Below are 26,051 nucleotides of genomic sequence, written 5' to 3'. Positions count from 1 at the left end.
GCAAGGGGCCACGCGTCGGCCGGTCGCCGCCTCAGTGCGCCGCCGGGACCGCCGCGGCGTCGCCCTTGTCGTGCCGGCCGAACCGCTCCAGCAGGGTCGCGCTGGCCTCGTTGAGGCCGATGACCGCCACGTCGCGGCCCCGGGCGCGGGCCTTGAGCACCACCCGGTCGAGGGCCGCAATGGCCGAGATGTCCCAGAAATGCGCCGCGTGGACGTCGATGACGAGGCGCTCGACCGGCTCCAGCACGTCGATCGCCTCCGAGAAAGTCCCCGCCGAGGCGAAGAACACCTGCCCGGTGACGGTGTAGGTCCGGGTGCGGCCGTCGGCCGAGAGGGCGGACGTGATCCGGTTGAGCCGGGCGACCTTGCCGGCGAAGAACACGCCGGACAGCAGCACGCCGACCAGCACGCCGATCGCGAGATCCTTGGTGGCGACCACGACCAGGACGGTCGCCAGCATCACCGCCGAGGAGGGCAGAGGGTTGGTGCGCAGCCGCAGCAGCGAGCGCCACGAGAAGGTGTTGATCGAGACCATGATCATCACGGCCGTCAGCGCCGCCACCGGCACGACGGCCAGCAGGTCCTGCAGTGCCACGAGGAGCACCAGCAGGAACGCGCCGGCCACGAGCGTCGAGAGGCGGCCGCGGGCGCCCGACGAGACGTTGATCACCGACTGGCCGATCATCGCGCAGCCGCCCATGCCGCCGAACAGGGCCGAGGTCATGTTGGCCACACCCTGGCCCATGCACTCGCGATTCTTGTCGCTGGCCGTGTCGGTCATGTCGTCGACGATCTGCGCCGTGAGCAGGCTCTCCAGCAGGCCGACCGCGGCGAGCGTCGCCGCGTAGGGCAGGAGGATCCGCAGGGTCTCGAGGGTGAGGGGCACGTCCGGCAGGGCGAAGCTCGGCAGCGTCGAGGGTAGGGCGCCGAGATGGGCGACCGTGCGCACGTCGAGGTGGAAGATCGCGGTGATCGCCGTCAGCACCGCGATGGCGACGAGCGGCGACGGGATCGCGCGGGTGATCCGCGGGAATCCGTAGATGATCGCCAGACCGAGGGCGATCAGCCCGTAGGTCGCCGGCGTGACCCCGGTGAGCTCGGGCAACTGCGCCAGGAAGATCAGGATCGCCAGCGCGTTGACGAAACCGGTCATCACCGATTGCGAGACGAACCGCATCAGCCGGCCCAGCCTGAGCAACCCGGCCAGGATCTGGATGACGCCCATCAGGATCGTGGCGGCGAAGAGGTACTGGACGCCGTGCTCGCGCACGAGGTCGACCATCACCACCGCGGTGGCGGCGGTGGCGGCCGAGACCATGGCCGGGCGACCGCCGGCGAAGGCGATGGTGCAGGCGATGACGACCGAGGCGTAGAGGCCGACCTTCGGGTCGACTCCGGCGATGACCGAGAAGCCGATGGCCTCTGGGATCAGCGCGAGGGCGACGACGATCCCCGACAGGGTGTCGCCGCGCAGGTTGGAGGTCCACGACCGGAGATATCCGGCGTTCCGGGCTGCGTGTGTTGACATCGATGAATCCGCACGAGCGGCGTGCCCGCGTCGCTGGCGGGTCAGAGCGCGTCTCGAATGCGTGGTCCGGCGGATCGGCGGCCGGAAGAGCCACCCGGGCTTTCACCGGGTCCTTGCGAATGCGCCGACCCTAGGGGCGCGCGCGCTGCAATGCAACAACGTGGCGGGAAACGCTCGGCGACGCTTCCGTCATCGCGGGTCCGGCTCTGCGGTTCCGAAATGACGGGCGCGTCGGTCCGGCCGCCTCAGGCCGCGCGGACCTGGGTCACGAAGCCCGCGACCTCGCCGCCGAGCCCGTTCGAGCGGCGCGCGATGTCGGCGGCGGCGTCGAGGACTTCCGCGGCGCTGGCGCCCGTCTCGCGGGCCGCGCCCAGGACCAGCGCCATCGTGTCTGTGACGGCGCGGGTGCCGCTGGCGGCTTCGGAGACGCTGCGGGCGATCTCCTGGGTCGCCAGTTGCTGCTCCTCGACGGCGGCGGCCACGCCGAGGGCGATCCCGTGGACCTGCTCGATCGTGCCGCCGATCTCCTCGATCGCCGCGACGGCGTCGTGGGTCGCGGTCCGCATCGCGGCGATCTGCCCGGCGATCTCCTCGGTGGCCTTGGCGGTCTGCGTCGCGAGATCCTTCACCTCGGTGGCGACGACCGCGAAGCCGCGCCCGGCCTCGCCGGCCCGCGCCGCCTCGATCGTGGCGTTGAGCGCCAGCAGGTTGGTCTGCCCGGCGATGGTGGAGATGAGGGAGACGACCTGCCCGATCCCGTCGGCGCTGCGGGCGAGGGCCTGGACGCTCGCCCGGGTCCGCCGCGTCGCCTCGACGGCGCTCTCGGCGGCCGTCGAGGTCTGGGTCACCTGGACGCCGATCTCGCTGGCGGTGGCGGCGAGTTCCTCGGTGGCGGCGGCGACGGCCTCGACGTTGTGGGCCGTCGTCTCGGCGGCGCGGGTGACCGCCTGCGACTGTGTGCCGGCGTGCTCGGCGTTGCCCGCCATGGTCGCGGCGGCACGCTCCAGCCCGGCGGCGGCCCCGGCGAGGTGCTCGACGAGTCCGCCGATGCTGCCCTGGAACCGCTCGGCGAGCCCGGCCATCTCGGCGCGCTTGCGCGTCGCCGTGTCGGCCTCCAGCCGCTGGTGCTCGTGCCGCAGGCCCTCGGCCTCCCGCATCGTGTCGCTGAAGACCTGCATGCTCGTCCAGATCGCGCCGATCTCGTCGCGTCCCGGCTTGACGGCGGGCAGGGTGTGGTCGCCGCGCGAGAGGCGCTGGATCGAGTCCGAGACCGCCCGCAGCGGCCGGGCGATCTGCCGCTGACCGATGAGCAGGCCGAGGGCGCAGCAGATCACGGTGCCGATCAGGGCGAGGCCGAGCAGGAGGAGGGTGCGCGTCTCGAACAGGGCCTGGGTGTCGGCCTTGATCGCCGCCATCTCGCCCCGGCCCTGCTTCACCAGGGCGTCGATGCTGGCCTGGAAGGCCTTGCGGTTTGCCCGGTTGGCGTCGTTGAACCCGAGCTCCGCGGCCGCCTTGGGGCCGGTCGTGTCGCCCGCGTCCGCGAGGGCGCTGCGGAGGGCGCGGAACGCGTCGGCGTTGCGCACCATCGTCTCGAAGAGCGGCCGCTCGGCCTCGGTCACCCGCGGTGCCCAGTCGGCCCGCAGCGCGTCCATCTCGGCGAGACCCTTGCGGATCCCGGCGGTGTACTTCGCAGCTTCCGCGCGGTCGGCGGAGGCGTAGACGCCGCGCGAGTCCATGGTGACTTCGGCGGCGAGGCGGTTGAAGTTCGCGGCGTCGAGCGCCCGGATCGACGCGCTCTCGACGCTCGTCAGCGAGCGCTCGAAGCTCTTCAGCGTCGCGACGCTGACCCCTGCCACGACCAGCGTCGTCAGGCTGCAGGCGCCGACGAAGCTCAGGAGTTTTCCGCCGATTTTCATTGCTATCCGACCGTCGAGACGCGATTGGCGTCAAAATGCCGGTTATTCGTCAAGACGTCGTAAACTGAGCTGATCCGGAATTATTTGTCACGCCTCTGAGCAGGGTCCTGATGAGGAAGGGGCGCGGCGGGCGCCGCGCCCGACCCGATCAGGCCGCCCGAACGGTGTCGAGGAAGCGGCTGACCTCCGCAGTCAGGTGCTCGGATTGCCGGGACAGTTCCGAGGCCGCGTCGAGAACCTGGCCGGCGGCGACGCCGGTCTCCTCGGCCGCGCCGGCGACGCCGGAGATGTTGCTCGTGACCTCGCCGGCGCCGACGGCCGCCTGCGCGACGTTGCGGACGATCTCCTGGGTCGCCGCACCCTGTTCCTCGACCGCGGCGGCGATCGAGGTGGCGACGCCGCTGATCTCGCGGATCCGGTCCGTGATGCCGGCGATCGACGTGACCGCCTGCCCGGTCGAGGCCTGGATCTGCGCGATCTGGCCGGAGATCTCGTGCGTCGCCTTGGCAGTCTGCTCGGCCAGGGCCTTCACCTCGGAGGCGACGACCGCGAAGCCCTTGCCGGCGGCCCCGGCGCGGGCCGCCTCGATGGTGGCGTTGAGGGCAAGCAGATTGGTCTGGCCGGCGATGTTGGAGATCAACCCGACCACGTCGCCGATCCGCGACACGGAATTGCTTAGTTCCTGGACGAGCGCGCCGGTCTGATCGGCGTCGGAGACGGCCCGCTGCGCCAGATGCGCCGAGCCGTCCACCTGCCGGCCGATCTCCTGCACCGACGAGCCGAGTTCCTCGGCCGCGGCCGCGACGGTGTTGACGTTGGAGGCGGCCTCCTCGGCGGCCGCCGCGACCGTGTTCGACTGGCTCGAGGTCTGGGACGCCGTCGCCGACATGGTCCGGGCGGTTGCCTGCAGCTCGGTGGCCGAGGACGAGACCATGCCGACGATGCCGCCGACCGCGCGATCGAAGCTGTCGGCGAGTTCGATCATGGTCCGGCGCCGCTCGGCCGCGGCGGCCGCGTCGGCGATCCGCTTCATCTCGGCCTCCTCCGCGGCCTTCTTGGCGACCATCGCCTTGATCCCGTCCACGGCACGCCCGACCGCGCCGATCTCGTCGCCGCGGGCGGCCTCCTTGATCTCGGCCTCGATCTCGCCGCGGGCCATGCGCTGCAGCACGGCCACGAGGCGGCCGAGGGGGCGGGTCAGCATGGCGAAGACGAGGAAGGCCAGCAGCCCCGCGATGACGACGCTGGCGACGCTGCCGAGCAGGCTCGCGAGGTAGGCGGCGCCGAAGGAGCGCGCCTGCTCGTCGCTTCGGGCGGCGAGGAGGTCGCGCTCCGCTTTCTCGGCCTCGCCGATCTTGGCGCGCAGGGCATCCATGGACGCCTTGCCGGCGCCGCTCGCCTCGATCTGCCGGGCCTTGTCGAGGTTCCCCGCCTCGACGAGGGCCATCTCCCTGGCGGCGATATCGTTCGACCATGTCTCCGCCGAGCCGCGCACGGCCTCCAGGCGCGCCTGCTGGGCGGCGTTGTCGGCGGTGAGCGACTTGGCGCTCTCCAGGGACACCTTGAAGGACTTCTGGCCGGCGCGGAGCGGCTCCAGGAATTTCGGATCGCCCGCGATCAGGTAACCGCGCAGGCCGGTCTCCTGATTGACCATCGCCTGCGTGAGGCCGTCGAGGGCGGAGATGACCTGATAGGAGTGCTCCGTGAGATGATTGACGCGCTCGATCGAAGACAGGTGACTGTATCCGATGGCGCTGATCCCCACCGTGACCGCCGCCAGGCTGCCGAATGCGGCAGTCAGCTTCGTTACGATCCGGACATCGTTGATCGAGCGCATTTTCAGTCCCCAGGGCCCCATTCGGGAATTCGGATTTGGTTCCCTGGCGGTTGTGATAAATTATACGCTGTAAATTTTGTCTTACAGCGGGCTGTATCGCCCGGATGAATCCGGTTGAACGGCGGTTGAAAACCTGCTGTCAGCAATCGAGCGTCGGTGATCGTCCCGCGCACTGTTGTCGTCGGCGAGTACAACCTGAGATAAGAGGCGTCGGGCCGGATTTCGTTGCGGCGCTACGATTCGTGCGCGGCTTCGAGGAAGGTTTGCAGGATGCGAAGACCGGCGCCGTAGCGTATTCGCCCGCGGCGCGTTTCGCGCGGAAGCTGTGATGACCCGCGTTCAGCCGGGCAGACCCCGCGCCGATGCGCGTGCGCCCGCGACGGGATCCGGGCGACGCGGGCACACCGTGTGCGATCGAGCGCACGGCGACGGCGGCGGAGCCGGCGAACTCGGCTCCGCCCGGCCGGGTCTCAGGTATCCAGCGCCTCGATGACGAGGTTTCCGTTGGTGTAGACGCAGATCTCGGCGGCGATCGTCATGGCCCGCCGCACGATCGCCTCGGCGTCGAGGTCGCCGTCCTCCAGCGCGCGGGCGGCCGCCAGGGCGTAATTGCCGCCAGACCCGATGGCCATGACGCCGCTCTCGGGCTCCAGCACGTCGCCCGAGCCCGACAGGAGCAGGCTGACCTCGCGGTCGGCGACCAGCATCATCGCCTCGAGCCGGCGCAGGTAGCGGTCCGTCCGCCAATCCTTGGTGAGTTCCACGCAGGCCCGGGTCAGCTGACCGGGATACTGCTCCAGCTTGGCTTCGAGGCGCTCGAACAGCGTGAACGCGTCCGCGGTGGCGCCGGCGAAGCCGCCGATCACCGCGCCCTTGGCGAGGCGCCGGACCTTGCGGGCGTTCCCCTTCACGATGGTCTGGCCGAGGCTGACCTGACCGTCGCCGCCGATGACGACGCGGCCGCCCTTGCGGACCATCAGGATCGTGGTCGCGTGCATCTGGGGGACGGCGCCCCGGTCGTCGTACCTGAATGCGTCCTGGCTCAAGATTCGGCTCCGCTCTCGATCGCGCCGAGATGGGGAGCTTCGCCGGCCGAGTCCAGCCGGCGCCGGGCTTCGTGCCTACTCGGCGACCGCCTCGGGGCTGCGCACCGGGCCGGCATCCTGCAGGATCGACTGCGCGGCGGCCTCGGCCAGGAGCGCGTAGCCGCGGTCGGCCATGTGCAGGCCGTCGGCGGCGAAGAGCTGCTTGGTCGTCAGTTTACCCTCGCGCACCCAGCCGTGCATCAGGTCGGCCCGGCGGATCACCGGCACGTCGAGCTCGTCGCCGATGCTGCGCACCGCGTCGCGGAAGCGCGAGGCGCCCGGCGTGGATTCGAGCTTCGGGCACCATTGCGGCTCCATCAGCACCACGTCGATGCCGGCGTCCCGGATCCGGCGGATCGCCGACACGGTGGCCTCGCGGAAATGGTCGAGCGACACGCCGCGCAGCGGGTCGTTGCTGCCCGTCTGCCAGATGACGAGCTGGGGCTCGGCCGCGATCACGTCGCGGTCGAGGCGCGCCAGCATGTCGTCGACGTGCTCGCCGCCGATGCCGCGGTTGATGACCGCCACGTCCATCCCGTGCAGCTTCTTGCGCAGGTCGATCTGCAGGCGGGCCGGGTAGGCGTTGGCCGGGGTCGACGCGCCCACGCCCTCCGTCGAGGACGACCCGAAGGCGACGATCTTGAGCGGGGCGCCGATGGCGATCTGGCGGGCGACGTGGGGCAGGTCCGGGCTGTCGCCCAGGTCGAACCCCAGCATGTCCAGGGATTCGGGCAGCAGGTCCGCGTAAGCGAGGACCGCCGTCGGAAGGACCAAGAGGGCGCCCAACAAGCCCAGGCGGCGCAGCATCCTGCGGGCGGGGAAGACAGTGTTCAGCGTCTTGGACACGGGACCGACGGCTCCGGCTCTCGTGAGCGGTAGATACAATCTGACACAGGGCCCTGAAAAGAGCGGTTCCGGGCAGAGTTTGAAAACGCACTGAATTCGTAACGCAAAATTAGGCATGAGTGGGGAGGCGCGCCCTTGCCCGAGGATTCCCGGCAACATCGGCGCGGCGGGTCGACCCCAGCGACGTTGGCGTCGCGGCACCCGCACGTCCGACGCCGAGTCGGCATGAACCATGCAGAACATACCCCGACGCGTCTCCGAGAGGGCGGCGGAGCGCGCGGTCGGGGCCGCGGCGCGTCCCCCGACCGGCCGCGGGGCTCCGTGAGCCGTCCCATGGTCGACCGCTTGCGCATCGCGATCCTCACGCACTCGACCGACCCGCGCGGCGGCGTGGTCCACGCTCTGGCTCTCGGGGAGGCCCTGGGCAGGCTCGGCCACGAGGCGGTGGTCCACGCGCCCGACCCGACCGGCGGCGGCTTCTTCCGCGCGGCGCAGTGTCCGGTGATCTCGGTCGCGGCCAAGCCGGTCGCGGGACCGGCCGCCGCGCTGGTCGGCGCCCGGATCGCCGACTACCTGGCGCATTTCTCGACGCCCGCCGCCTGCGACTTCGACGTCTTCCACGCCCAGTGCCGGATCAGCGGCAACGCGCTCGCCACCCTGACCCGGCGCCGCCTGATCCCGGGCTTCGTGCGCACGGTCCATCGGATCGACACGTTCACCGATCCGCGGCTCGCGCAGTGGGAGGAGCGGGCGATCCTCGATGCCGGGCGCCTGCTCTGCGTCAGCCGGACCTGGGCGGCGACGCTGGCGGCCGAGTACGGCGCCCGGGCCGACGTGGTCGGCACGGGCGTCGACGGGGCGGCCTTCACGCCCGATCCCGGGCCGAAGGATGACGCGCTCCGCCGCCGCCTCGGCCTCGGCGGCGGCCCGGTCTTCCTCAGCGTCGGCGGCTTCGAGGCGCGCAGGAACACGCTGGCGATCGTCGAGGCCTTCGCGGCCCTGCGCCGGACCTGCCCCGACGCGCAGCTCGTCGTGGCCGGCGCCGCGCCGCCTCTCGATCAGGCCGGCTACGAGGCCCGGTGCTGCGCCACGCTCGAGCGCGAGGGGCTCGAGGTCGGGCCCGGCCGGCCGGTGATCCGAACCGGCGCCTTGGCGCAGGCGGACATGCCGGGCCTCTACCGGCTGGCCGACACCCTGGTCTCTCCCTCGCTCGCGGAGAGCTACGGCCTGTGCGTTCTGGAGGCGATGGCCAGCGGAACGCCGGTGATCGTGTCGGGCCGGCCGCCCTTCACCGAGTATATCGCCCCCGGCGAAGCCCTGTCGGTGAACCCGGACGACACCGACGCCATCGCGTCGGCCATGCGGGCGAGCCTGGAGCCGAGCCGGCGGGCGCGGCTGCGCAATGCCGGCCGGGAGGTCGCCCGGGCCCATGTCTGGGACGCCTGCGCGGCGCGCCACCTGCCGACCTACGCGGAACTCGCGCCCGGGGACGCGCCGTTGATGGCCGCGGCCACGGGGGCGGCGGCCTGGAACACGCTGCGGGTCCCGCGCGATGCCTGAGATGCGCTTCCATATCCGGTGGCCGGACGGGACGCGCGAGGCCTGCTACTCGCCGTCGCTGGTGATCAAGGACCACCTCGCGGTCGGGCAGGACTACCCGCTCGACGAGTTCGTCGCGCTGACCCGGCTGGCCCTGGGCATCGCCAGCGAGCGCGTTCGCGCCCGCTACGGGTTCCCGTGCGGCCGCGCGCAGGCGCAGCTCGCCCGGATCGAGGAGGGCGCCCGCCGCCAGGAGCCCGGGACGGTCCACGTCGAGGCCTTCGAGGACTGATGAGGGCCCGCGGCATCGCCGTGCGGCGAGGCGACGCGGCGCGGACGAGCAGTGCGCCGGGTTGTCCGCAGGACCCACGGCGCGCGGAGGCCCAGGCGATGATGACCCGGATTGCGGCAGTGCTGGTGCTGGCCGCGTCGCCCGCGGCGGCGCAGACGCGGCCGTCCACCACGGCGATGACCTGCCAGCAGACGATCCGCCTCATCCAGGCCCGCGGAGCGCTCGTCCTCGGGACCGGCGGCATGACCTACGATCGGTTCGTCCGCGACCGCTCGTTCTGCGAGCCCACCGAGATCGCGCGGCGCGCCTTTCGGCCGACCCGCGACAACCCGAACTGCCTGATCGGGTACACCTGCTACGAGCCCGGACGCGGCGACTGGTTGGGTGTGGACGACTAGCACCGTTCCCGATCGCGCTGCCGCGTTTCTCGAGCGTGGAAGAGGGGTGAAGTGCGGGACGCCGGCGGAGCGAGCGCGCCGCGTCAGCCGGCGTCCGGGACCGCCCGACCGGGTTCGAGGGCGACGATCACCCGACGATCCCCGGCCCGGCGGGTGAAGCCCGTGGCGTCGAGGTGCTCCAGCAGCGGGATCGAGAACTTGCGCGAGATTCCCAGGGTCGCACCGGCCTCGCGGGCCAGAAATCCGGTCTCCGCCGTCCGCGCCGTCGGGAAGGCGTCGATCAGGCGGCTCTTGGCGGCGGCCACCGCTTCCCGGTGGAACAGCACGGCGCGGCGCTGCACCCTGTCGACGGCGCGGATCACCGTGCCGGCTCCCACGAGGTAGGTCAGCGCCTCGCGGCGGCGCACGTCCCGGCCGATGGCCTCGGCCTCGTCGGGCGGGCTGAGGCCGGCGCGGCGGAAGACCTGCTCTAGCCGGCGGGCGGCCTCGCTCTCGTTCCGCGCGGGGTCGAACTCGGCCCGTCGCCACAGGGCGCCCGCCTGGGCGACGCAGCCGGCCGCCGCGAGGTCGCGCAGGACCGCGCCGGTCACCGCCTCGGGCAGCGCCAGGGCGCGGGACAGGCGCTCCAGGGCGATGCCGTGCTCCATCGGGTAGTCGCGGTGATGGTGTGCCAGGGCGGCCAGCGTGCCGGTGCGCAGCGCTTCGAAGGCCGCGGCCCCGACGAAGCGGTCGCCGATCGCGCGGGCACCGTCTTCGGAGAGCGCCTGCCGGGCGCGGTCCGGCGCGATACCGGCGATCCGGGCGAGCTCGTTCAGCGGTGCCCCGGCCGCGCCGAGCTGCCCGAGGCGGACCGTGATCGACTCGGCGGGACCGCCCGCCGCTAGGGCGGCGAGGTCGGCCATGACCCGGGGATCGTGGCGCCGGCGGCGGCGGCTCGCCGGGTCGAGGATCCGGCCGCCCGCCACCGTGACGGAGGGCGAATCGAGCCGCAGCACGAAGGGCTCCCGCGCCGGCACCGCCACCGGCTCGCCGAGGTGGAGCTGCGCCTGGGTACTAGCGCCCGGCTCCAGGGCGTCGCGGTCGAGCAGCCGCAGCCGCGCCTCGACCTCTGTGGTGCCGAACAGCAGGCGGCAGGCCGTGCCGCCCGCCAGAGCATCCGGCAGACTCGCGGCCGCGGTGATCGCCACGTCGAGCCACGGGCTCTGCGCGAGCAGGCCCGGCAGCGACAGCGCCTGCCCACGGGCGATCTGGTCGAGGTCGATGCCGCGCAGGGCGACCGCCGTGCGGCGCCCCGGCTCGGCGCGCTCGACTGCGCGCCCGTGGATCTGCAGGCCGCGCACCGTGGCGGTGCGGCCGCCGGGGGCGATCTCGACGGTGTCGCCGACCGCGAGCGGCCCGCGTCGCAGCGTCCCGGTCACGACGGTGCCGAAGCCCGGCCGGGAGAAGACCCGGTCGACCGGAAGGTAGGGGAAGCCGTCGTCGCGGACCGGTTCCGTCTCCGCCACCAGCGCCGAGAGGGCGGCGGCGAGCTCCGGCAGGCCGTCGCCCGTCACGGTCGAGGTGGCGATGACCGGGCCGGCCTCGATCCCGGCCCGGGCGGCCGCTGCGGCGATCTCGGCGGCGCGCGCGGCCACGGTCTCGGGCGTCGCGAGGTCCGCCTTGGTCAGCGCCAGGACACCGCGGCGCACGCCAATGAGGGCGGCGATCTCGAGATGCTCCACCGTCTGCGGCTTGATGCCCTCGTGGGCGTCGACCGCCAGCAGAACGGCCCGCATGCCGGTGGCGCCGGAGATCATGGCGCGGACGAACCGCTCGTGGCCCGGCAGGTCGACGAGGTCGATCTCGCCCTGCGCGGCGGTCAGCAGCGCGAAGCCCGGCACGATGGACACGCCGCGGGCGCGCTCTTCCTTGAGCCGGTCGGTCTCGACGCCGGTGAGCGCGCGGACGAGCGCCGTCTTGCCGTGATCGACGTGCCCGATCACGCCGACGAGGAGTGTCTTCAAAGCAGCCACCGACCGCATCTTCTCCGCGGTGCCGCCGTCCACAAGGGGCGCACCGCTCGCTCGAAGGGGAATCCGCCGCGCCGGCGCGTCGCGGCGCCGTGTGCGCCTCCGGGCGGTCGGGGCCGGGGCTGCGAGGCAGATGGATTGTGGACAATTTGTCTTGCCACGCCGTGCCGTTTTGGGAAAGCGCGATTTTAACGCAGCGCAGCATCCATCCGCCGCGGGCGACCGGTCCCGTCCCAGCTTGACGACGGCGGCGCCGCCGCCTTTGCTGCCGCGGGTGCGTCGGACGGTCACGCCCCGATGCCGGTTCCGCGAGATGCGACGCAGGATGCGATGCAACCGGAGCCCATCCCTGGCTCGTTAGCCGGGGCAGGCGACGAAGAGGAGCGTATGAGCGACACCGATAGCCACGCCGCGGCGGAGCCCCGCGAGGTCGAGCTGAAGCTCGACTGCGCCGGGCCGGATCTGACGGCGCTCGCGTCCCATCCCCGGTTGAAGGACGCGTCGGCGACCGAGCCCGAATCCCTGGTGACGACCTACTACGACACGCCCGATCGCGCGCTCCGGAAGAACGGCCTGACCCTGCGCGTCCGCGCCAAGGGCGACCGCCATATCCAGACCGTGAAGGCCGGGAGCGGCGGCGTCGGCCTGTTCGACCGGGCCGAGTGGGAGAGCGAGATCGCCGGGCAGGCGCCGGAGCCCGCGGCCTGGGCCGACACGGCCGCCGGGCCGGTCCTGCGCGAGGCCGACGCGCCGCTGGAGCGGCTGTTCGCCACCGTGGTGCAGCGCCGGGAGGTCCCGGTCGCGCAGGGCGAGTCCCGCGTGCTCGTGACCCTCGACGAGGGCCGTGTCGAGACCGACTCGGGCGTCGCGCCGCTCTGCGAGGTCGAGCTGGAACTCCAGTCCGGCGATCCGGTCGACCTGTTCGCGCTGGCGCGGGAGCTGGCCGAGACCGTGCCGCTGCGCCTCGGCGTGAAAGCCAAGAGCGCGGTCGGCTACGCGCTCCTCGACGGGATCGAGCCCGGCGTCGTGAAGGCCGAGGCCGTGGAACTGCCCGAGGGCGCGAGCGCCGGGGAGGTCTTCCGCCGGGTGGCGCGCGCCTGCCTGCGCCACTTGCGCCTCAACGAGACCGCCTTCCTGGAAGGCGGCCGCCCGCCCGAGGCGCTCCACCAGATCCGCGTCTCCCTGCGCCGCCTGCGCTCGGCGCTGTCGCTGTTCGGGCCCATGCTGGAGAGCGATCCCCGGGCGGCCGGCTTCAACGACGAGATCAAGCGCGTCACCGAGCCCTTCGGCCACGCCCGCAACCTCGACGTATTCCTGAGCGACACGCTGCCGGATCTCGCGGAACAGCGCCCCGACGAGCCCGGCCTGGACGCCCTGCGCGCGCGCGCCGAGGCGGAGCGCGCCACCGCGTACGACGCGGTCTCGGAGACCCTCGAGAGCCCGCAATGGCGCGCGCTCGTCATCGACTTCGCCGGCTGGGTCGAGGCGGGCTCCTGGGCCGCCGGCCCCGACGCGGCCGTCGACGGGCGCCACTTCGCCGCGCAGGTGCTCGACAAGGCGCGTGCGCGCCTCAAGAAGCGCGGGCGCGGCCTCCGGCACCTCGATCCGCACACGCGGCACCGGGCGCGGATCGCCGCCAAGAAGCTCCGCTACGGCGCGGAGTTCTTCGCCGGTCTCTACCGGAAGAAGAAGGCGGTCCGCCGGCAGGAGAAGTTCGGCGCCGCGCTCTCCGACCTGCAGGACCATCTCGGCGCGCTCAACGACCTGGAGACGGCCCGGACGATGACCGAGAGCCTGTCGGGACCGCCGATGCCGGGTCCCGACGATCCGGGGGCACAGAAATTGCTCGACGCGGCCGCGGACGCACGGTCCGAGCTCCTCGACGTCAAGCCCTTCTGGCGCTGAGGCTTTTCCCGCCGCCGGCCCGGTCGGAACCCGGCCGGCGCGGCGGCGTTCGCCGGACGCGGATCGGCCCGTCCGGGGCAGGGAGCGCGGATGGCCCACGCCTACAGGTTCGGCATCGAGGAGGAGTTCTTCCTGGCCGATGCGCGCACGCGCGGCACGCCGCGGGCCGGCCTCCGGGCCTTCCACGCCGCGGTGCGGGCCCGCCTCGACGCCGCCGAGCGCGAGCAGCTCCAGTGCCAGGTTGAGGTGGCCTCGCCGCCGACCGCCGATCTCGCCGAGGCACGGGGGCATCTCGCGGATCTGCGCAGCAGCCTCGCGGAGATCGGCGCCGAGCGCGGGATCCTGACCTTCGCCGCGGGCACGCATCCGACCGCCCGGTGGCGCGACCAGCGCCCCACCGACAAGGCCCGCTACCACGGGATCATGGCCGACCTCCGGATGCTCGGCCGGCGCAACCTCGTCTGCGGCCTTCACGTCCACGTGGAGGTCCCGGACCCCGAGGCGCGGGTCGGGCTGATCAACCGGCTGCTGCCCTACCTGCCAGTGCTGCTCGCGCTCTCCACCGGCTCGCCGTTCTGGCAGGAGCAGCTGACCGGCCTCGCCGGCTACCGGATGCGTGCCTACGCCGAGCTGCCGCGCACGGGCGTGCCCGAGCTGTTCGCCGATGCCGACGACTACGCCCGCTACGTCGACGTGATGACCCGCTCGGGCGCCATCGCGGATGCCAGCTATCTCTGGTGGCACGTGCGCGCGTCGCTGAAATATCCGACCCTCGAACTGCGGGTCGCCGACAGCTGCACGCGCCTCGACGACGCGCTGTGCATCGCCGCGCTGTTCCGGTGCCTCGTGCGCCGGGTGGTCCGGGACAAGCGGCTCAATGCCGGCCTGACCGCCGCCTCCCGCGGTCTCGTCATGGAGAATCTCTGGCGGGCCGAGTGCGACGGCGTGCGCGCGACGCTCATCGACGAGGCGCAGGTCCGGACGGTGCCGGTCTCCGCGCTGGTCGAGACCCTCCTCGCCGACATCGCCGAGGATGCCGAGGCGCTGGGCTGCGCCGCCGCCTGCGGGCACGCGGCGCGGATCGTGGCGGAGGGGACGAGCGCCGACCGGCAGATGGGCGTGTTCGCGGCGGCGCGCCGGTCGGGCGCGCGGGAGCGCGCGGCTCTGTCGGCGGTGGTCGATCATCTCGCGGCGGAGACCGCCGCCGGCTCGAGGTCCGGGCCTGGGGGGCACCCGAACATCGCTCCGGCGGCGTGACGACGGGCGCGGAACCGGCTGAGGGGGGATCGTCGAGGCCGCGTTCCGTCGGCCGCGCTCGAGGACGCGGTCGGCCGTATGAGTCGCATGGCCATGTTGCCGAAGGATGTCTGGCCGCCGGTACCGCGCGCGTTTATGGCCGGTCGCGGGGCGACGGGTTCCCTCCGTGCCGTCCTCTGCTATCCCTCGCGTTCCAGCAGCCACCCCGACTCCGCGGCCGACCCTCCGGAATGAGCCTCCTGCGCGACCTCTTCGGCCATGTCGGCCGTACCATGACGGCCTATGCCGGCGACAAGGCCCTGATGCTCGCGGCGGTCTCGGCCGCCGCCAACGTCATCGTGGCCGACGGCGAGGTCGCGGGCCCCGAATTCGACGCCGCCCTGCACGGCCTGAAGGCCGACCCGGTCCTGATGAAGGGCTACGACGCGCTGATGCTGGAGACGGAGCTCTACGAGGGCATCGCCCGGGCCCGCACCCGCCTCGGCCGGGCCGAGAACCTGCGCCACGTCGCGGCGGTCGCCGAGCGGCCCGCGGCCCAGCGCGAGAACGTCTTCCTGATCGCCGCGGACGTCGCCGACCAGGACGGGATCAGCAACATCGAGGCGGGCGCCCTCGGCGAGATCGCCGTCGCCCTCCGGGTCGACGCGATCGCGCTCCTGCGCGCCAACCCGGTGCGGCGCCCGCTGGCCTGACCGGCCGGGTTGGCACCGCGGTTGCTCTCGGGTGCGCGTGGTGGGAGCGCTGCCAAGTCGGCCGCGCCCGCCTATAACGTCAGCGTCGCACGGCGACCCGCCGTGAAAGGAACCGGCATGGCCGAGATGAGCCTCAGCAAGACCCACAACCTGCGCGCCGACGGAGCGCGCCTCTGGGCGACGATCCTGGAGACCGCGGAATTCGGCGGCACGCCGGCCGGCGGCATCAACCGCCTGACGCTCTCGACCGAGGACGGCCAGGTCCGCGACTGGTTCCGGGAGGCCTGCGAGGCGGCCGGGCTCACCGTGTCGGTCGACGCACTCGGCACGCAGTACGCCCTGCGGCCGGGCCGCGACATGGGCCGCAAGCCGATCGCCTTCGGCTCGCACCTCGACACCCAGCCGACCGGCGGCAAGTTCGACGGGGTCCTCGGCGTGCTGGCGGGGCTCGAGGTGATGCGCAGCCTGAACGATGCCGGCATCGAGACCGAGGCACCGCTCCTCGTGGTCAACTGGACCAACGAGGAGGGCTCGCGCTTCGCCCCCGCCATGATGGCCTCGGCGGCCTACGCGGGCGACTTCACCACGGACGAGATCCTGGGGAAGCGCGACGCCGCCGGCACTACGGTGGCGGAGGCCCTCGACGCCATCGGCTACCGCGGGGTGGAGGCCGTTGGCACACGGGAGATCGGCGCATTCGTCGAACTGCACATCGAGCAGGGGCCGATCCTGGAGGCCGAGGGCAAGACCATCGGTGTGGTCGAGGGCGGCCAGGGCATCATGTGGTTCGACGGCGTGATCACCGGCTTCGAGAGCCACGCCGGGACGACGCCGATGCCGCGCCGCCGCGACGCGCTGCTCGCCCTCTCGGAATTCGCCCTGGCCGCCGAGCGGATCGCGCTGGGCCACGCGCCCACCGCGGTGGCGACGATCGGCGAGGCCGCGATCCTGGCACCCTCCCGCAACGTCGTGCCGGGCCGGGTCGCCTTCACGGTGGACGTGCGCGACCCGCGCTCCGAGACCCTCGACGCGATGGAGGCGGCGCTCGGCGAGGCGGCCGCCGAGATCGCGGCGCGGCGCCATCTGGAGATCGCGCTGACCCGGATCTGGCGGAAGGAGCCGGTGCCGTTCGACCCCGCGATCGTGGCGGCGATCGACGCGTCCGCCGAGAGCCTGGGGCATCCGCGCCGCCGGATCATCTCGGGCGCCGGCCACGACGCCTGCAACCTCGCCGCGAAGGTCCCGGCGGCGATGATCTTCGTGCCGTGCAAGGACGGCGTCAGCCACAACGAGTCGGAATCCGCCACGCAGGCCGACTGTGCCGCCGGCGCCGACGTCCTGCTGCAGACGGTGCTCCGCCTCGCCAACGCGCCGCGCGCCTGAGGCTTCCCGCCGGGACGGCGCCCGTCGTCCCGGCGCCGGGCGCGCCGCACCGCCCGCGCGGAGGTGTACCGCGGCGGAAAATCCCGTAAGGACCGCTCCATGAGCGCGCGATCCTACCGCGACGCCAGGGGCCGGCCGCTCGTCGCGGTCACCGGCATCGGCGTCGTCTCCTCCCTCGGTCAGGGACAGGCCGACACGTGGGCGGCCATGACCGAGGGCCGGTCGGGCATCCACGCGATCGCGCGGTTCCCGACCGACACGCTGCGCACCCGCATCGCCGGGACGGTGGACTTCCTCGACACCGATCCGCTCGTCGCGCCGCTCCTGTCCGAGCGGTTCGCCGCCGTCGCCGCCGAGGAGGCGGTGGCGCAGGCCGGGATCGGCGTCAGGGGCGATTTCCCGGGCGCCCTGTTCATCGCGGTCCCGCCGGTCGAGATGGAGTGGCCGCAGCGGCAGGCCCTGGCCGAGGCCGCGGGCGGCGACGGCCCGGTCGACTACGCCGGCCTCCTGCGGGCGGCGGCGACGCGCCGCTTCGATCCCTGGCACGACCTGTTCATCTTCGGCACGGTCGCCGATCGCATCGCTGACCGCTTCGGCACGAAGGGCTCGCCGATCTCGCTCTCGACCGCCTGCTCGTCGGGGGCCACGGCGATCCAGCTCGGCGTCGAGGCGATCCGGCGCGGCGAGACCGCGGCGGCGCTCTGCATCGGCACGGACGGCTCGGTGAACCCGGAATCGCTGATCCGCTTCTCGCTGCTCTCGGCGCTCTCGACCCGCAACGACGAGCCCGCGACCGCCTCGAAGCCGTTCTCGAAGGACCGGGACGGGTTCGTCATGGGCGAGGGCGCGGCCGCCCTGGTGCTGGAGGACGCCGAGGTCGCCGTCGCGCGCGGCGCCGCGATCCTCGGCTACGTCCTCGGCTGCGGCGAGAAGGGCGACGGCTTCCACCGCACCCGCTCCAGCCCCGACGGCGCGCCGATCATCGCGGCGATCCGGGCGAGCCTGGACGATGCCAGTGTGGCGGCCGAGGCGATCGACACGGTGAACGCGCACGGCACCTCGACGCCGGAGAACGACAAGATGGAGGCCCTGGGCCTCGCGGCCGTGTTCGGCGACCGCGCGGCCGCCCTGCCGGTCACCTCCAACAAATCGATGATCGGCCACACCCTCACGGCGGCCGGCGCCATCGAGGCGGCGGTCTCGCTGCTGACCATCCGTCACGGCCGCATCCCGCCGACCATCAACCACCGTGTGCCGGACCCGACCATCGCCCTCGACATCGTGGAGACCGCCCGCGACCTGCCGGTGCGGACCGTGCTGTCGAACTCGTTCGGCTTCGGCGGCCAGAACACCTGCCTGGTCCTCGGCGCGGAGCCCGCGTGAGCGCCGCCGACACCCCGCGCCGGGTCCTCGTGACCGGCGGCGCGTCCGGCATCGGCGCCGCGATCGTCCGCGCGCTGGCGGGATCCGGCCTCGGCGTCGACTTCACCTACCGCGCCTCGGCCGAGGCCGCGCAGGCGCTGCTGGCCGTGCTGCGGACGACCTACCCGGACCGGTCCTTCGCGGCCCATCCCGTCGACCTCGCCGACCGGGCCGCGCTGGACACCTTCTGCGAGACCGCCGAGGCCGCGGGCTATTACGGCCTCGTCCACAATGCCGGCCAGTCCTGCGACGCCCTCGCGGCGATGCTCGATCAGGAGCGCGCCGAGGCCGCCATGCAGGTCAACTTCTTCTCGCTGACGCGCCTCGCCAAGGCGCTCGTGCGGGAGATGACCCAGGCGCGCGCGGGCCGCATCGTGGCGGTCGGCTCGGTCGCCGCCCTGCGGGCGAATGCCGGCAACGCCGCCTACGCGGCGACCAAGGGCGCGCTCATCGCCTATTGCCGCACCCTGGCGATCGAGACCGCCAAGCGCGGCGTGACCGTCAATGTGATCGCCCCGGGCTTCGTCGACACCGCCATGATGGAGCGCTACGCCGCCTACCGCGACGGGATGGAGCGCCAGATTCCCGCCGGCCGCTTCGGGCGGCCCGAGGATGTCGCGGCGCTGGCGGCCTTCCTGATGGGCGAGGGGGCATCCTACATCACCGGGACCGTGCTGCCCGTCGATGGCGGCCTGACCGCCATGATGGGTGTCCACCGGACCTGACGGTGGCGCCGCCGAACCGGACGATTCTGCCGATGCGCGCCAGCCTCGCCCTCACCGCCGCCCTCTGCAGCGCGGCTCTCCTGGCCCCGGGCCATGCCCGGGCGGAGCCGCAGGTCTACCGGATCTCCGGCCTGCCGCCGGGCGAGCCGCTCAGCATCCGCGCCGAGCCGGACCCGTCCGCCGAGCAGATCGGCGAGATCCGCAGCCGCGCCCTGGTCTTCGGCTGCACCAACGACACGCCGAGCCGCACCACGTGGTGCCGGGTGAAGGCCGGACGCGCCCTCGGATGGGCGCGGCGGCGCTACCTGGCGCCGGAGTGACGAGAGACACGATGCGAGCCCTCCAGCTGTTCGGTGACCGCGACCTGCGCCTCACCGAGATCGAGCCGCCGCCCGCGCCTGGCGCTGACGAAGTCCGGATCCGCATCCGCGCGGTCGGCCTCAACTTCATCGACGTCTGGGGCTTCCGCGGCATGGCCTTCGCCAAGCGGAAGATGCCGCTGATCGTCGGCGCGGAGGCGGCCGGGACCGTCGAGTCGGTCGGGGCGGGCGTCACCGGCCTCGTCGCGGGCGACCGGGTCGTGCCGTACGGCGCCATGACCTGCGGCAAGTGCAAGGCCTGCCGCGAGGGGCGCGACAACCTCTGCGAGGACGTGTCCGGCGTGATGGGCTTCCATCTCGACGGCTTCGCCCGGGAGCTGGTGACCATGCCGGCCCGCCTCGTCGTGAAGGTGCCGGACGGCGTCAGCGACACCGACGCCGCCTGCGCGGGCATCGCCTTCGGCACGGTCCAGCACATGCTGTTCGACAACGCGCGCCTTGAGCCCGGCGAGAGCGTGCTGGTCCATGCCGGCGGCTCCGGGATCGGGACCGCGGCGATCCGCATGGCCAAGGCGATCGGCTGCACCGTCTACACGACGGTCGGCGACGACGAGAAGGGCCGCAAGGCCGCCGAGCTCGGCGCCGACCACGTCATCAACTACCGCACCGAGCGTTTCGAGGGCGAGGTCCGCCGGCTCACGAAGCGCAAGGGCGTCGACGTGGTGTTCGAGCATGTCGGCGCCGATACCTGGAACGGCTCCCTGCTCTGCCTGAAGCGCGGCGGCCGACTCGTGACCTGCGGATCGACCTCGGGAGTCTCGGCGACCATGAACCTGATGCAGCTGTTCCAGCAGCAGTACCGCATCACCGGCTCGTTCGGCTGCTCGCTCGCGAATATCGGTCAGGCCCTCGCCAAGATGGAAGCGGGCATTCGACCGGTGGTGGATACCGTGTACCCGCTGGTGGATTTCGCGCAGGGTCTGGAGCGCCTCGAATCGCGCCGGGTCTTCGGCAAGATCCTCGTCAGCCTGTAGCGCCGGCAGCGGCGCACCCGCCCGGTGCCGCACCGTCACCGGGTGCGGCGATCCGCATTTCGCGCTGCGGGAGACTTGTCGTAAACGTCGCTGTACGGGTGCGCTGGGGGGCCGCCCGTACCGTTCTCTGGAATCGACTGTGCTGCGTCTCGCCCTCCTGCTCAAACGGTCGTACCCGCGCCTCGCGGGCTTCGCGATGATCCCGGTGATCCGCGCCCTGGTGCTGCTGGCGCGCGCCCTCGGGCCGGTCCGGTCCACGGCACTCGGCGCCGCGCTCCTGCGAACCCTCGGACCGCTCCTGCCGGCGCACCGCACGGCGATGGCGAACCTCCGGGCGGCCTTCCCCGACATGTCGGAGGCGGAGCGGAAGCGGATCGCCCTGGAGGCCTGGGACAATCTCGGCCGGACGGGGGCCGAGTACGCCCATCTCGACAGCCTGTTCGATTACGATCCCGCCGCCACCGGCGACTTGCGGACGGAGGTCGCCGGGATCGAGCACTTCTACGCCCTGCGCGACGACGGCCGGCCCGGTCTGATCTTCTCGGCGCACTTGGCGAACTGGGAATTGCCGGCGATCTGCGCGGCCAAGTTCGGCCTCGAGGCCACCGCGGTGTTCCGGCCGCCGAACAACCCCGCCGCCGCGCGCCTCGTCCAGGAGGTCCGCCGCCGGACGATGGGCGGGCTCGCCGCCTCCACGCCGGGCGCCGTCTTCGCCATGCGCGACGTGGTCGAGACCGGCGGCCACCTGGGTCAACTGATCGACCAGCACTTCACCCGCGGCGTCGTGGTGGAGTTCCTCGGCCGGCCGTGCCTCGCCAACCCCCTCTTGGCCAAGCTCGCCCGCCACTACGACTGCCCGGTGCACGGCGTGCGCGTCGTGCGCCTGCCGGAGGGCCGCTTCCGCCTCGAGCTGACGCCGCCCCTGGACCTGCCCAGGGCGGCCGACGGGACCATCGACGTCGCCGGCGCCATGCAGGCCATGACGGCCGTGGTCGAGGGCTGGGTGCGGGATAATCCCGGCCAGTGGCTGTGGATGCATCGCCGCTGGCGGCCCGACATGCTGTCCAAGCCGAGAGTGGCGCCGGCGCCACTTCAACCGACAGTAGAGATCTCTCAAGCCAACGTGATTTCACCTTCGGCCTCGCAGAAGGTCTGATGGATCGATGACGCCCCGGCACCGCGCCCCGACCCGCGACCGCCGCGCGCTGCGCGCCGCGCTGCTTGCCTGCGCGACGCTGGCCGCGATGCCGGCGCGGGCCGAGCCCGTCCGCGCCGTGGTCGAGCTCTTCACCAGCCAGGGCTGCGGTGCCTGCCGCTCCGCCGACCCTGTGCTGCGCGACCTCGCCCACAAGCCCGGCGTCATCGCCCTGACCCTGCCGGTGACCTACTGGGACTATCTCGGCTGGAAGGACACGCTCGCGCTGCGGCCGCTGACCGAGCGCCAGCGCGCCTACGCGCGGGGCCGCGGGGCCCGACAGGTGTTCACGCCCCAGGTCGTGGTCGACGGCAACGGCTTCGCCGTCGGATCCGACCGGCCGGCCCTGGAGCGCCTGATCCGCGATGCCTGCCAGCACGGCGGGCTGCCGGTGCCGGTGCGCGGCGAGACCAACGGCGACCGGATCCTGGTGGAGGTCGGCGCGGCCCCGGAGGCCAAGACCGAGATCCGCGGCGACGTCTGGCTGGTGCCCGTGCTCCGCAGCCGCGCCATCGCGATCCAGTCCGGGGAGAACGGCGGCCGGACGGCGACCTACGTCAATGTCGTCCGCGGCATGCAGCGGCTCGGTACCTGGACGGGCCAGCCGACCCGCTTCGAGGTGCCCGACACCCAGGCCCGCGTCGCCGACGCGGACAGCTGGGTCGTCCTGCTCCAGGGGGCGGCCGACGGCAAGCCGGGCCGCATCTTCGGGGCCGCCAAGGGACCGGGGCTCTAGGCGCGGGGTCGCGCGCTGCTACTCCAGCGAGATCGGGTCGATCTGCCGGCGGCCCTCGCGCCGGTGGCGCGCCCGTGACGCGTCGGCGAGCGACGACAGGCGAGCGTCGAGGCGCTCGGACAGGCGGCCCACCAGCCCGATCAGCCCGTCGATCATCCGGCTGACGCCTGCGACCGTCCCGGTCACGGCTCCGACGATCCCGTTCTCGATGGCACGACCGATTCGGCGAACACGCTGCATGACGACTGTCTCTGTGTGGGCGGCGCCGGCGGCGCCCCGATCCGCTCCAGGTAGGGCGGCCGCCCCGGCCCGTGATGCGGCCGAAAGCGGCGCGGGTCCGCGCCGCGGGAGCGGAACCTTCGCGCGGCGCGGCCGGAGCGCGCGAACCGGCAGGTCGGCAGGCTCGTTGCATGGGTGAGCCGCCCGCCGTCCCGCGCGGGCGCCCGAGATCGAGGGTCGGCCATGCGGCGACGCCCGTTCCTGTCCGGGATGTTCGCCGCCCTGTCGCTGGCCGGACGCCCCGCTCGCGCGGCGGATACGGGCGTCGACCTCCTCCTCGTCCTCGCGGTGGACGTGTCGCTCAGCATCAGCGAGGCCCGGTTCGACCTCGAGCGCCGCGGCTACGCCGAGGCCTTCGGCGACCCGCGCGTGCTGCGCGCCATCGGCGACGGCCCGACCGGGCGCATCGGCGTCGCCCTGTTCGACTGGGCTGGTCCCGGCGAGCAGCAGGTGGCGGTCGACTGGATGGTGATCGCCTCGGCGCAGGACGCGGCCGCCTTCGCGGCGCGCCTCCGCGCGGTGCCGCGCCCGTTCTACGGACGCACCGCCATCGGCTCGGCGATCGGTTTCGCCGCCGACCTTCTGGCCCGGGCGCCGTTTCGCGCCGAGCGCCGGGTGATCGACATCTCCGGTGACGGCACCGGCAATGCCGGGCGGCCCATCGCCGAGGCCCGGGACGCCGCCGTCGCGGCCGGCATCACGGTCAACGGCATCGTCATCCTCACCGAACCCGAGGGGATGCCGGCCTTCCTGAAAGAGCATACCAATCCGGCGGGCGGCCTGGCCGCGTATTACCGGAGCGTCGTGATCGGCGGGGAGGGCGCCTTCGTGATGACCGCCGAGAGCTTCGCGGCCTTCGGCCGCTCGCTCATCGCGAAGCTCGTGCGCGAGATCTCCTGACCGTCACCCGGATCCCAGAGGACCGACCATCGATGCGCCTTGCCGTCCTCCAGTTCACACACGAGACCGTCACGTTCCTGCCGAACGACACGACCCGGGACGACTTCATCTATCCCGGCTCACCGGCCGCCGGGGCCACGCTGCTCGCCACCGATCCCAAGGGCTACATGGGCGGCTTCGTGCAGGTGGCGCGGGAGTACGACGGCGTCGAGCTCGTGGGGATCACCTCACCGCTCTGGCCGCGCACCGGCACCGCCTCGGGCTGGATCACCGCCGACGCCTACGCGCATTTCCTCGGGCAGATGGTGGCGGAGCTGCGGATGCAGGGCCCGTTCGACGGGGTCTATCTCGCCCTGCACGGCGCGATGGCGGTGCGCGGCGTACCCAGGCCGGAGGCCGACATCGCCCGGCAGGTGCGCGCCGCGGTGGGCGACGGGGCGATCCTGGTCGGGACCTTCGACCTGCACGGCAACGAGGACGCCGCCTTCCTCGACCACGCCGACATGGCCTTCGCGGTGAAGTACTTCCCCCACTACGACGGCCATCTCCAGGGGCAGCGGGCCGCCCGGATGCTGGTTCGCGCCGTGCGCGGCGACTTCCGGCCGGCGCACCGGACCCTCAAGGTGCCGATCCTGTCGCCCACCGTCGTGCAGTGGACCGGCGCCGCGCCCTGGTCCGACCTCGTGCAGAGGGCCCTCGTCTGGGAGGCGCGCGAGCCGGACGTGTACGTCAACGTCTTCTTCGGCTTCCCGTGGGGCGACGCGCCGGACGGCGGGATGACCGTGCAGGCGATCACCGACGACGACCCGGCCCTGGCCGAGCGGGTGGCGCGGGACGTCGCGGATTTCGCGTGGCGGCAGCGGCGCGCGCTGCTCGAGGCGACGCGGATCCACACGATCGCCGACGGCGTGCGCCTCGCCCGGGCGGCGGTGGCGGAGGGGGCCGCCCCGGTCGTCCTCGCCGACCACAGCGACCGGTCGGGCCGGGCGACCTGGCTGCTGGGCGAGATCCTCCGGCAGGGCCTCGCCCGCACCCTGGTCGCCACCGTGGCGTCGCCCGACATCGCGACGGGGTCCCTCGCGGCCGGCGACCCGTTCGACGCGCCGGTCGGCGGTGGCGGCGACCCGTCCGCGGGCGACCCGGTGCGCATCACCGGGACCGTGCTGCGCGTCGTCGCCGCGCCGGAGCCCGGCGTCGCCGGCAGCGGCGGCGGCGGCACCTGGATCTGCGTCGCGTTCGGGGCCGGCAACGTCCTCGTGCTGAGCCCGCAGCTCGCGCAGATCGTCGAGCCCGACGAGCTGTGGCGGCTCGGCCTGGACCCGGCGGATTTCGACGTCGTGGCGATCAAGTCGCGGGTGCATTTCCGGCGCGGCTTCGATGACAGCGGCTACGCCCGCACGATCCTGTTGGTGGAGCCGCCGGAGCCGTTCCTCGGCACGGTGCGCCTCGATCACCTCGCCTACGCGCAGATGCGGGCGGCCGACTTCTTCCCCTACGGCGACCCGCCCGGGCCCGTACCGTCCGACCCGTGACCGGTCCGGCGGGGACGACAGGTGGCGGCCGCCGTCACCCGCCGGTGCTCGCCCCGCACGTGCGAGGGCGCTAGGTTCATCCCGCACGCGCTCGGTGAGGCGCGGCGAGGGAGAGACGGGATGCGGATTCCGGCCGACAGGCTGACCGCCTACGTGCGGGACATCTTCGTGCGCGAGGGCTGCGCCGAGCCGGAGGCCGAGCGCATCGGCCGCTTCCTCGTGGCGGCGAACCTCACCGGCCACGACAGCCACGGCGTCGTCCGCGTCACCCGCTACGTCGAGTGGCTGCGCGCCGGCGAGGTCGAGGCCGGCCGCACGCCCGAGATCGTGACCGACGCGCCGAACTTCGCCCTCGTCGACGCCCATTACGGGTTCGGGCAGACGGCCGGCCCCGTCGCCGTCGATCTCGGGATCGCCAAGGCGCGGGCGAACGGCGTCGCGATCATCGCCCTGCGGCATGCCGGGCATATCGGCCGGATCGGCGAGTGGGCCGAGCGGGCGGCGGCGGCGGGGCTCGTCTCGGTCCATTTCGTCAACGTGGCGGGCAGCCTCCTCGTGGCGCCGTTCGGCTCCGTGGAGCGCCGCTTCTCGACGGCGCCCTTCGCGGCCGGCTTCCCGGTCCCAGGAGGCGACCCGATCATCCTCGACTTCGCCACCTCGCTGGTCGCCGAGGGCAAGGTGCTCGTCGCCTCGAGGGGCGGCAAGCCGCTGCCCGAGGGGGCGCTGATCGAGCCCGACGGCCGCCTCAGCGCCGACCCGGCGACCATGTTCGGTCCGCTGGAGGGCGTCGAGCGCGACAACCAGCGCGGGGCGGGTGCGATCCGGGCCTTCGGCGAGCACAAGGGCTCCGGCCTCGCGCTGATGTGCGAGCTATTGGCCGGCGCGCTCACTGGCTCCGGCACGGCCGGGCCCGGGCAGCGGCGGATCTGCAACGGCATGCTGTCGATCTACGTCACACCGTCGGCCCTCGGCACCGAGGACGCCCTCGCGGCCGAGACGCGGGCCTATCTCGAGTTCTTCAAGAGCGCCAAGCCGATGCCGGGCGCCGAGGTCCTGCTGCCCGGCGAGCCGGAGCGGCGGATGCGCGCCGAGCGCCTCGCCGAGGGTGTGCCGCTGCCCGAGCCCGTCTGGGAGACCCTGCTCGCCGCCGGCCGGCCGCACGGCCTCGACGGCAACGCCTATCGCACCTGAGCCGGGAACGATCCGGCACGACACCACGCT

At 73.0% G+C, this 26,051-nt stretch carries 23 protein-coding genes and 1 other annotated feature; of the genes, 16 read left to right on the top strand and 7 right to left on the bottom strand.

The annotated features are described in order from the left end of the window. Positions 1 to 31: 31 nt before the first annotated feature. The 5 genes from BLW78_RS15935 to BLW78_RS15915 form a co-directional block, all read right to left on the bottom strand. Entirely contained in the window at positions 32 to 1,528 is a 1,497-nt protein-coding gene (locus tag BLW78_RS15935; RefSeq protein WP_091680749.1) for a SulP family inorganic anion transporter, read from the bottom strand. A gap of 60 nt (positions 1,529 to 1,588) precedes the next feature. Next, positions 1,589 to 1,644: a sequence feature (sul1 is cis-regulatory element that is thought to sense ions involved in sulfur or methionine metabolism; They are found in Alphaproteobacteria), on the bottom strand. 129 nt (positions 1,645 to 1,773) lie between these two features. Beyond that, entirely contained in the window at positions 1,774 to 3,444 is a 1,671-nt protein-coding gene (locus BLW78_RS15930; RefSeq protein WP_091680747.1) for a methyl-accepting chemotaxis protein, read from the bottom strand. Positions 3,445 to 3,592: 148 nt separating this feature from the next. Then, the gene (locus tag BLW78_RS15925) at positions 3,593 to 5,281 is read right to left on the bottom strand and encodes a methyl-accepting chemotaxis protein (protein WP_091680745.1); all 1,689 of its coding nucleotides are present in this window, start codon (positions 5,279 to 5,281) and stop codon (positions 3,593 to 3,595) included. Between the two features lie 470 nt (positions 5,282 to 5,751). Continuing rightward, entirely contained in the window at positions 5,752 to 6,279 is a 528-nt protein-coding gene (gene hslV, locus BLW78_RS15920; protein WP_020094598.1) for an ATP-dependent protease subunit HslV, read from the bottom strand. Positions 6,280 to 6,402: 123 nt separating this feature from the next. After that, positions 6,403 to 7,212 (bottom strand): SGNH/GDSL hydrolase family protein, encoded by an 810-nt coding sequence (locus tag BLW78_RS15915; RefSeq protein WP_042669649.1) that lies wholly within the window; start codon positions 7,210 to 7,212, stop codon positions 6,403 to 6,405. A 333-nt stretch (positions 7,213 to 7,545) separates the two neighbouring features. Here BLW78_RS15915 and BLW78_RS15910 point away from each other — a divergent pair, with 333 nt between their 5' ends. The 3 genes from BLW78_RS15910 to BLW78_RS15900 all read left to right on the top strand — a co-directional run bounded on the left by BLW78_RS15910 (position 7,546) and on the right by BLW78_RS15900 (position 9,441). Beyond that, positions 7,546 to 8,772, top strand: coding sequence for an MSMEG_0565 family glycosyltransferase (locus BLW78_RS15910; RefSeq protein WP_091680743.1), 1,227 nt, complete (start codon positions 7,546 to 7,548; stop codon positions 8,770 to 8,772). Continuing rightward, positions 8,765 to 9,043, top strand: a complete 279-nt coding sequence (locus tag BLW78_RS15905) for an MSMEG_0570 family nitrogen starvation response protein (protein WP_026605168.1) — start codon at positions 8,765 to 8,767, stop codon at positions 9,041 to 9,043. The genes BLW78_RS15910 and BLW78_RS15905 overlap by 8 nt, the downstream gene beginning before the upstream one ends. A 98-nt stretch (positions 9,044 to 9,141) precedes the next feature. Continuing rightward, entirely contained in the window at positions 9,142 to 9,441 is a 300-nt protein-coding gene (locus BLW78_RS15900) for a hypothetical protein (RefSeq protein WP_091680741.1), read from the top strand. Positions 9,442 to 9,524: 83 nt separating this feature from the next. Here BLW78_RS15900 and selB read toward each other — a convergent pair whose 3' ends face one another. Next, positions 9,525 to 11,462 carry a selenocysteine-specific translation elongation factor gene (gene selB, locus BLW78_RS15895; RefSeq protein WP_244526959.1) on the bottom strand — a complete coding sequence of 646 codons (1,938 nt, stop codon included), beginning with the start codon at positions 11,460 to 11,462 and terminating at the stop codon, positions 9,525 to 9,527. Positions 11,463 to 11,837: 375 nt separating this feature from the next. On the opposite strand from selB, the gene BLW78_RS15890 reads away from it, so the two are divergent. The 10 genes from BLW78_RS15890 (at position 11,838) to BLW78_RS15845 (ending at position 22,119) form a co-directional block, all read left to right on the top strand. Next, positions 11,838 to 13,355 carry a CYTH and CHAD domain-containing protein gene (locus BLW78_RS15890; protein ID WP_091680737.1) on the top strand — a complete coding sequence of 506 codons (1,518 nt, stop codon included), beginning with the start codon at positions 11,838 to 11,840 and terminating at the stop codon, positions 13,353 to 13,355. Positions 13,356 to 13,445: 90 nt separating this feature from the next. After that, on the top strand, positions 13,446 to 14,612 hold the full coding sequence (locus tag BLW78_RS15885) for a carboxylate-amine ligase (protein ID WP_091680736.1): 1,167 nt from the start codon (positions 13,446 to 13,448) through the stop codon (positions 14,610 to 14,612). Positions 14,613 to 14,842: 230 nt separating this feature from the next. After that, a complete protein-coding gene (locus BLW78_RS15880) occupies positions 14,843 to 15,304 on the top strand; it encodes a tellurite resistance TerB family protein (RefSeq protein WP_091680734.1) in 462 nt (153 codons plus the stop codon). A gap of 126 nt (positions 15,305 to 15,430) precedes the next feature. Continuing rightward, positions 15,431 to 16,687, top strand: a complete 1,257-nt coding sequence (locus BLW78_RS15875; protein ID WP_170855172.1) for a Zn-dependent hydrolase — start codon at positions 15,431 to 15,433, stop codon at positions 16,685 to 16,687. Between the two features lie 99 nt (positions 16,688 to 16,786). Next, positions 16,787 to 18,070 carry a beta-ketoacyl-ACP synthase gene (locus tag BLW78_RS15870; protein ID WP_091680731.1) on the top strand — a complete coding sequence of 428 codons (1,284 nt, stop codon included), beginning with the start codon at positions 16,787 to 16,789 and terminating at the stop codon, positions 18,068 to 18,070. Further along, complete coding sequence (locus tag BLW78_RS15865; protein WP_091680729.1) at positions 18,067 to 18,834, top strand: SDR family oxidoreductase; 768 nt, start codon at positions 18,067 to 18,069, stop codon at positions 18,832 to 18,834. The genes BLW78_RS15870 and BLW78_RS15865 overlap by 4 nt, the downstream gene beginning before the upstream one ends. Before the next feature lie 32 nt (positions 18,835 to 18,866). Then, positions 18,867 to 19,154 carry an SH3 domain-containing protein gene (locus BLW78_RS15860; RefSeq protein ID WP_170855169.1) on the top strand — a complete coding sequence of 96 codons (288 nt, stop codon included), beginning with the start codon at positions 18,867 to 18,869 and terminating at the stop codon, positions 19,152 to 19,154. A gap of 11 nt (positions 19,155 to 19,165) precedes the next feature. Then, positions 19,166 to 20,188, top strand: a complete 1,023-nt coding sequence (locus BLW78_RS15855) for a zinc-binding dehydrogenase (RefSeq protein WP_091680726.1) — start codon at positions 19,166 to 19,168, stop codon at positions 20,186 to 20,188. Positions 20,189 to 20,327: 139 nt separating this feature from the next. Continuing rightward, positions 20,328 to 21,344, top strand: coding sequence for a lipid A biosynthesis lauroyl acyltransferase (locus BLW78_RS15850; protein WP_091680724.1), 1,017 nt, complete (start codon positions 20,328 to 20,330; stop codon positions 21,342 to 21,344). Positions 21,345 to 21,351: 7 nt separating this feature from the next. Continuing rightward, positions 21,352 to 22,119, top strand: a complete 768-nt coding sequence (locus BLW78_RS15845; protein ID WP_091680723.1) for a DUF1223 domain-containing protein — start codon at positions 21,352 to 21,354, stop codon at positions 22,117 to 22,119. 18 nt (positions 22,120 to 22,137) lie between these two features. Here the strand turns inward: BLW78_RS15845 and BLW78_RS15840 are convergent, their stop codons facing one another. Next, positions 22,138 to 22,305: a hypothetical protein gene (locus BLW78_RS15840; RefSeq protein WP_244526958.1), complete on the bottom strand. Its 168-nt coding sequence runs from the start codon at positions 22,303 to 22,305 to the stop codon at positions 22,138 to 22,140. Positions 22,306 to 22,581: 276 nt separating this feature from the next. On the opposite strand from BLW78_RS15840, the gene BLW78_RS15835 reads away from it, so the two are divergent. The 3 genes from BLW78_RS15835 (at position 22,582) to BLW78_RS15825 (ending at position 26,021) form a co-directional block, all read left to right on the top strand. Next, positions 22,582 to 23,298: a DUF1194 domain-containing protein gene (locus BLW78_RS15835; RefSeq protein WP_091680721.1), complete on the top strand. Its 717-nt coding sequence runs from the start codon at positions 22,582 to 22,584 to the stop codon at positions 23,296 to 23,298. A 32-nt stretch (positions 23,299 to 23,330) separates the two neighbouring features. Then, positions 23,331 to 24,830 carry a M81 family metallopeptidase gene (locus BLW78_RS15830; RefSeq protein ID WP_091680720.1) on the top strand — a complete coding sequence of 500 codons (1,500 nt, stop codon included), beginning with the start codon at positions 23,331 to 23,333 and terminating at the stop codon, positions 24,828 to 24,830. Between the two features lie 120 nt (positions 24,831 to 24,950). Next, on the top strand, positions 24,951 to 26,021 hold the full coding sequence (locus BLW78_RS15825) for a malate/lactate/ureidoglycolate dehydrogenase (RefSeq protein ID WP_091680718.1): 1,071 nt from the start codon (positions 24,951 to 24,953) through the stop codon (positions 26,019 to 26,021). The last annotated feature ends 30 nt before the right edge of the window (positions 26,022 to 26,051 follow it).

Origin of the sequence: Methylobacterium sp. 275MFSha3.1 (assembly GCF_900108435.1) — a bacterium.
GTDB lineage: Bacteria > Pseudomonadota > Alphaproteobacteria > Rhizobiales > Beijerinckiaceae > Methylobacterium.
Note: the sequence above shows the minus strand (reverse complement) of the source record. Positions and strands in the feature narration are given on the sequence as shown.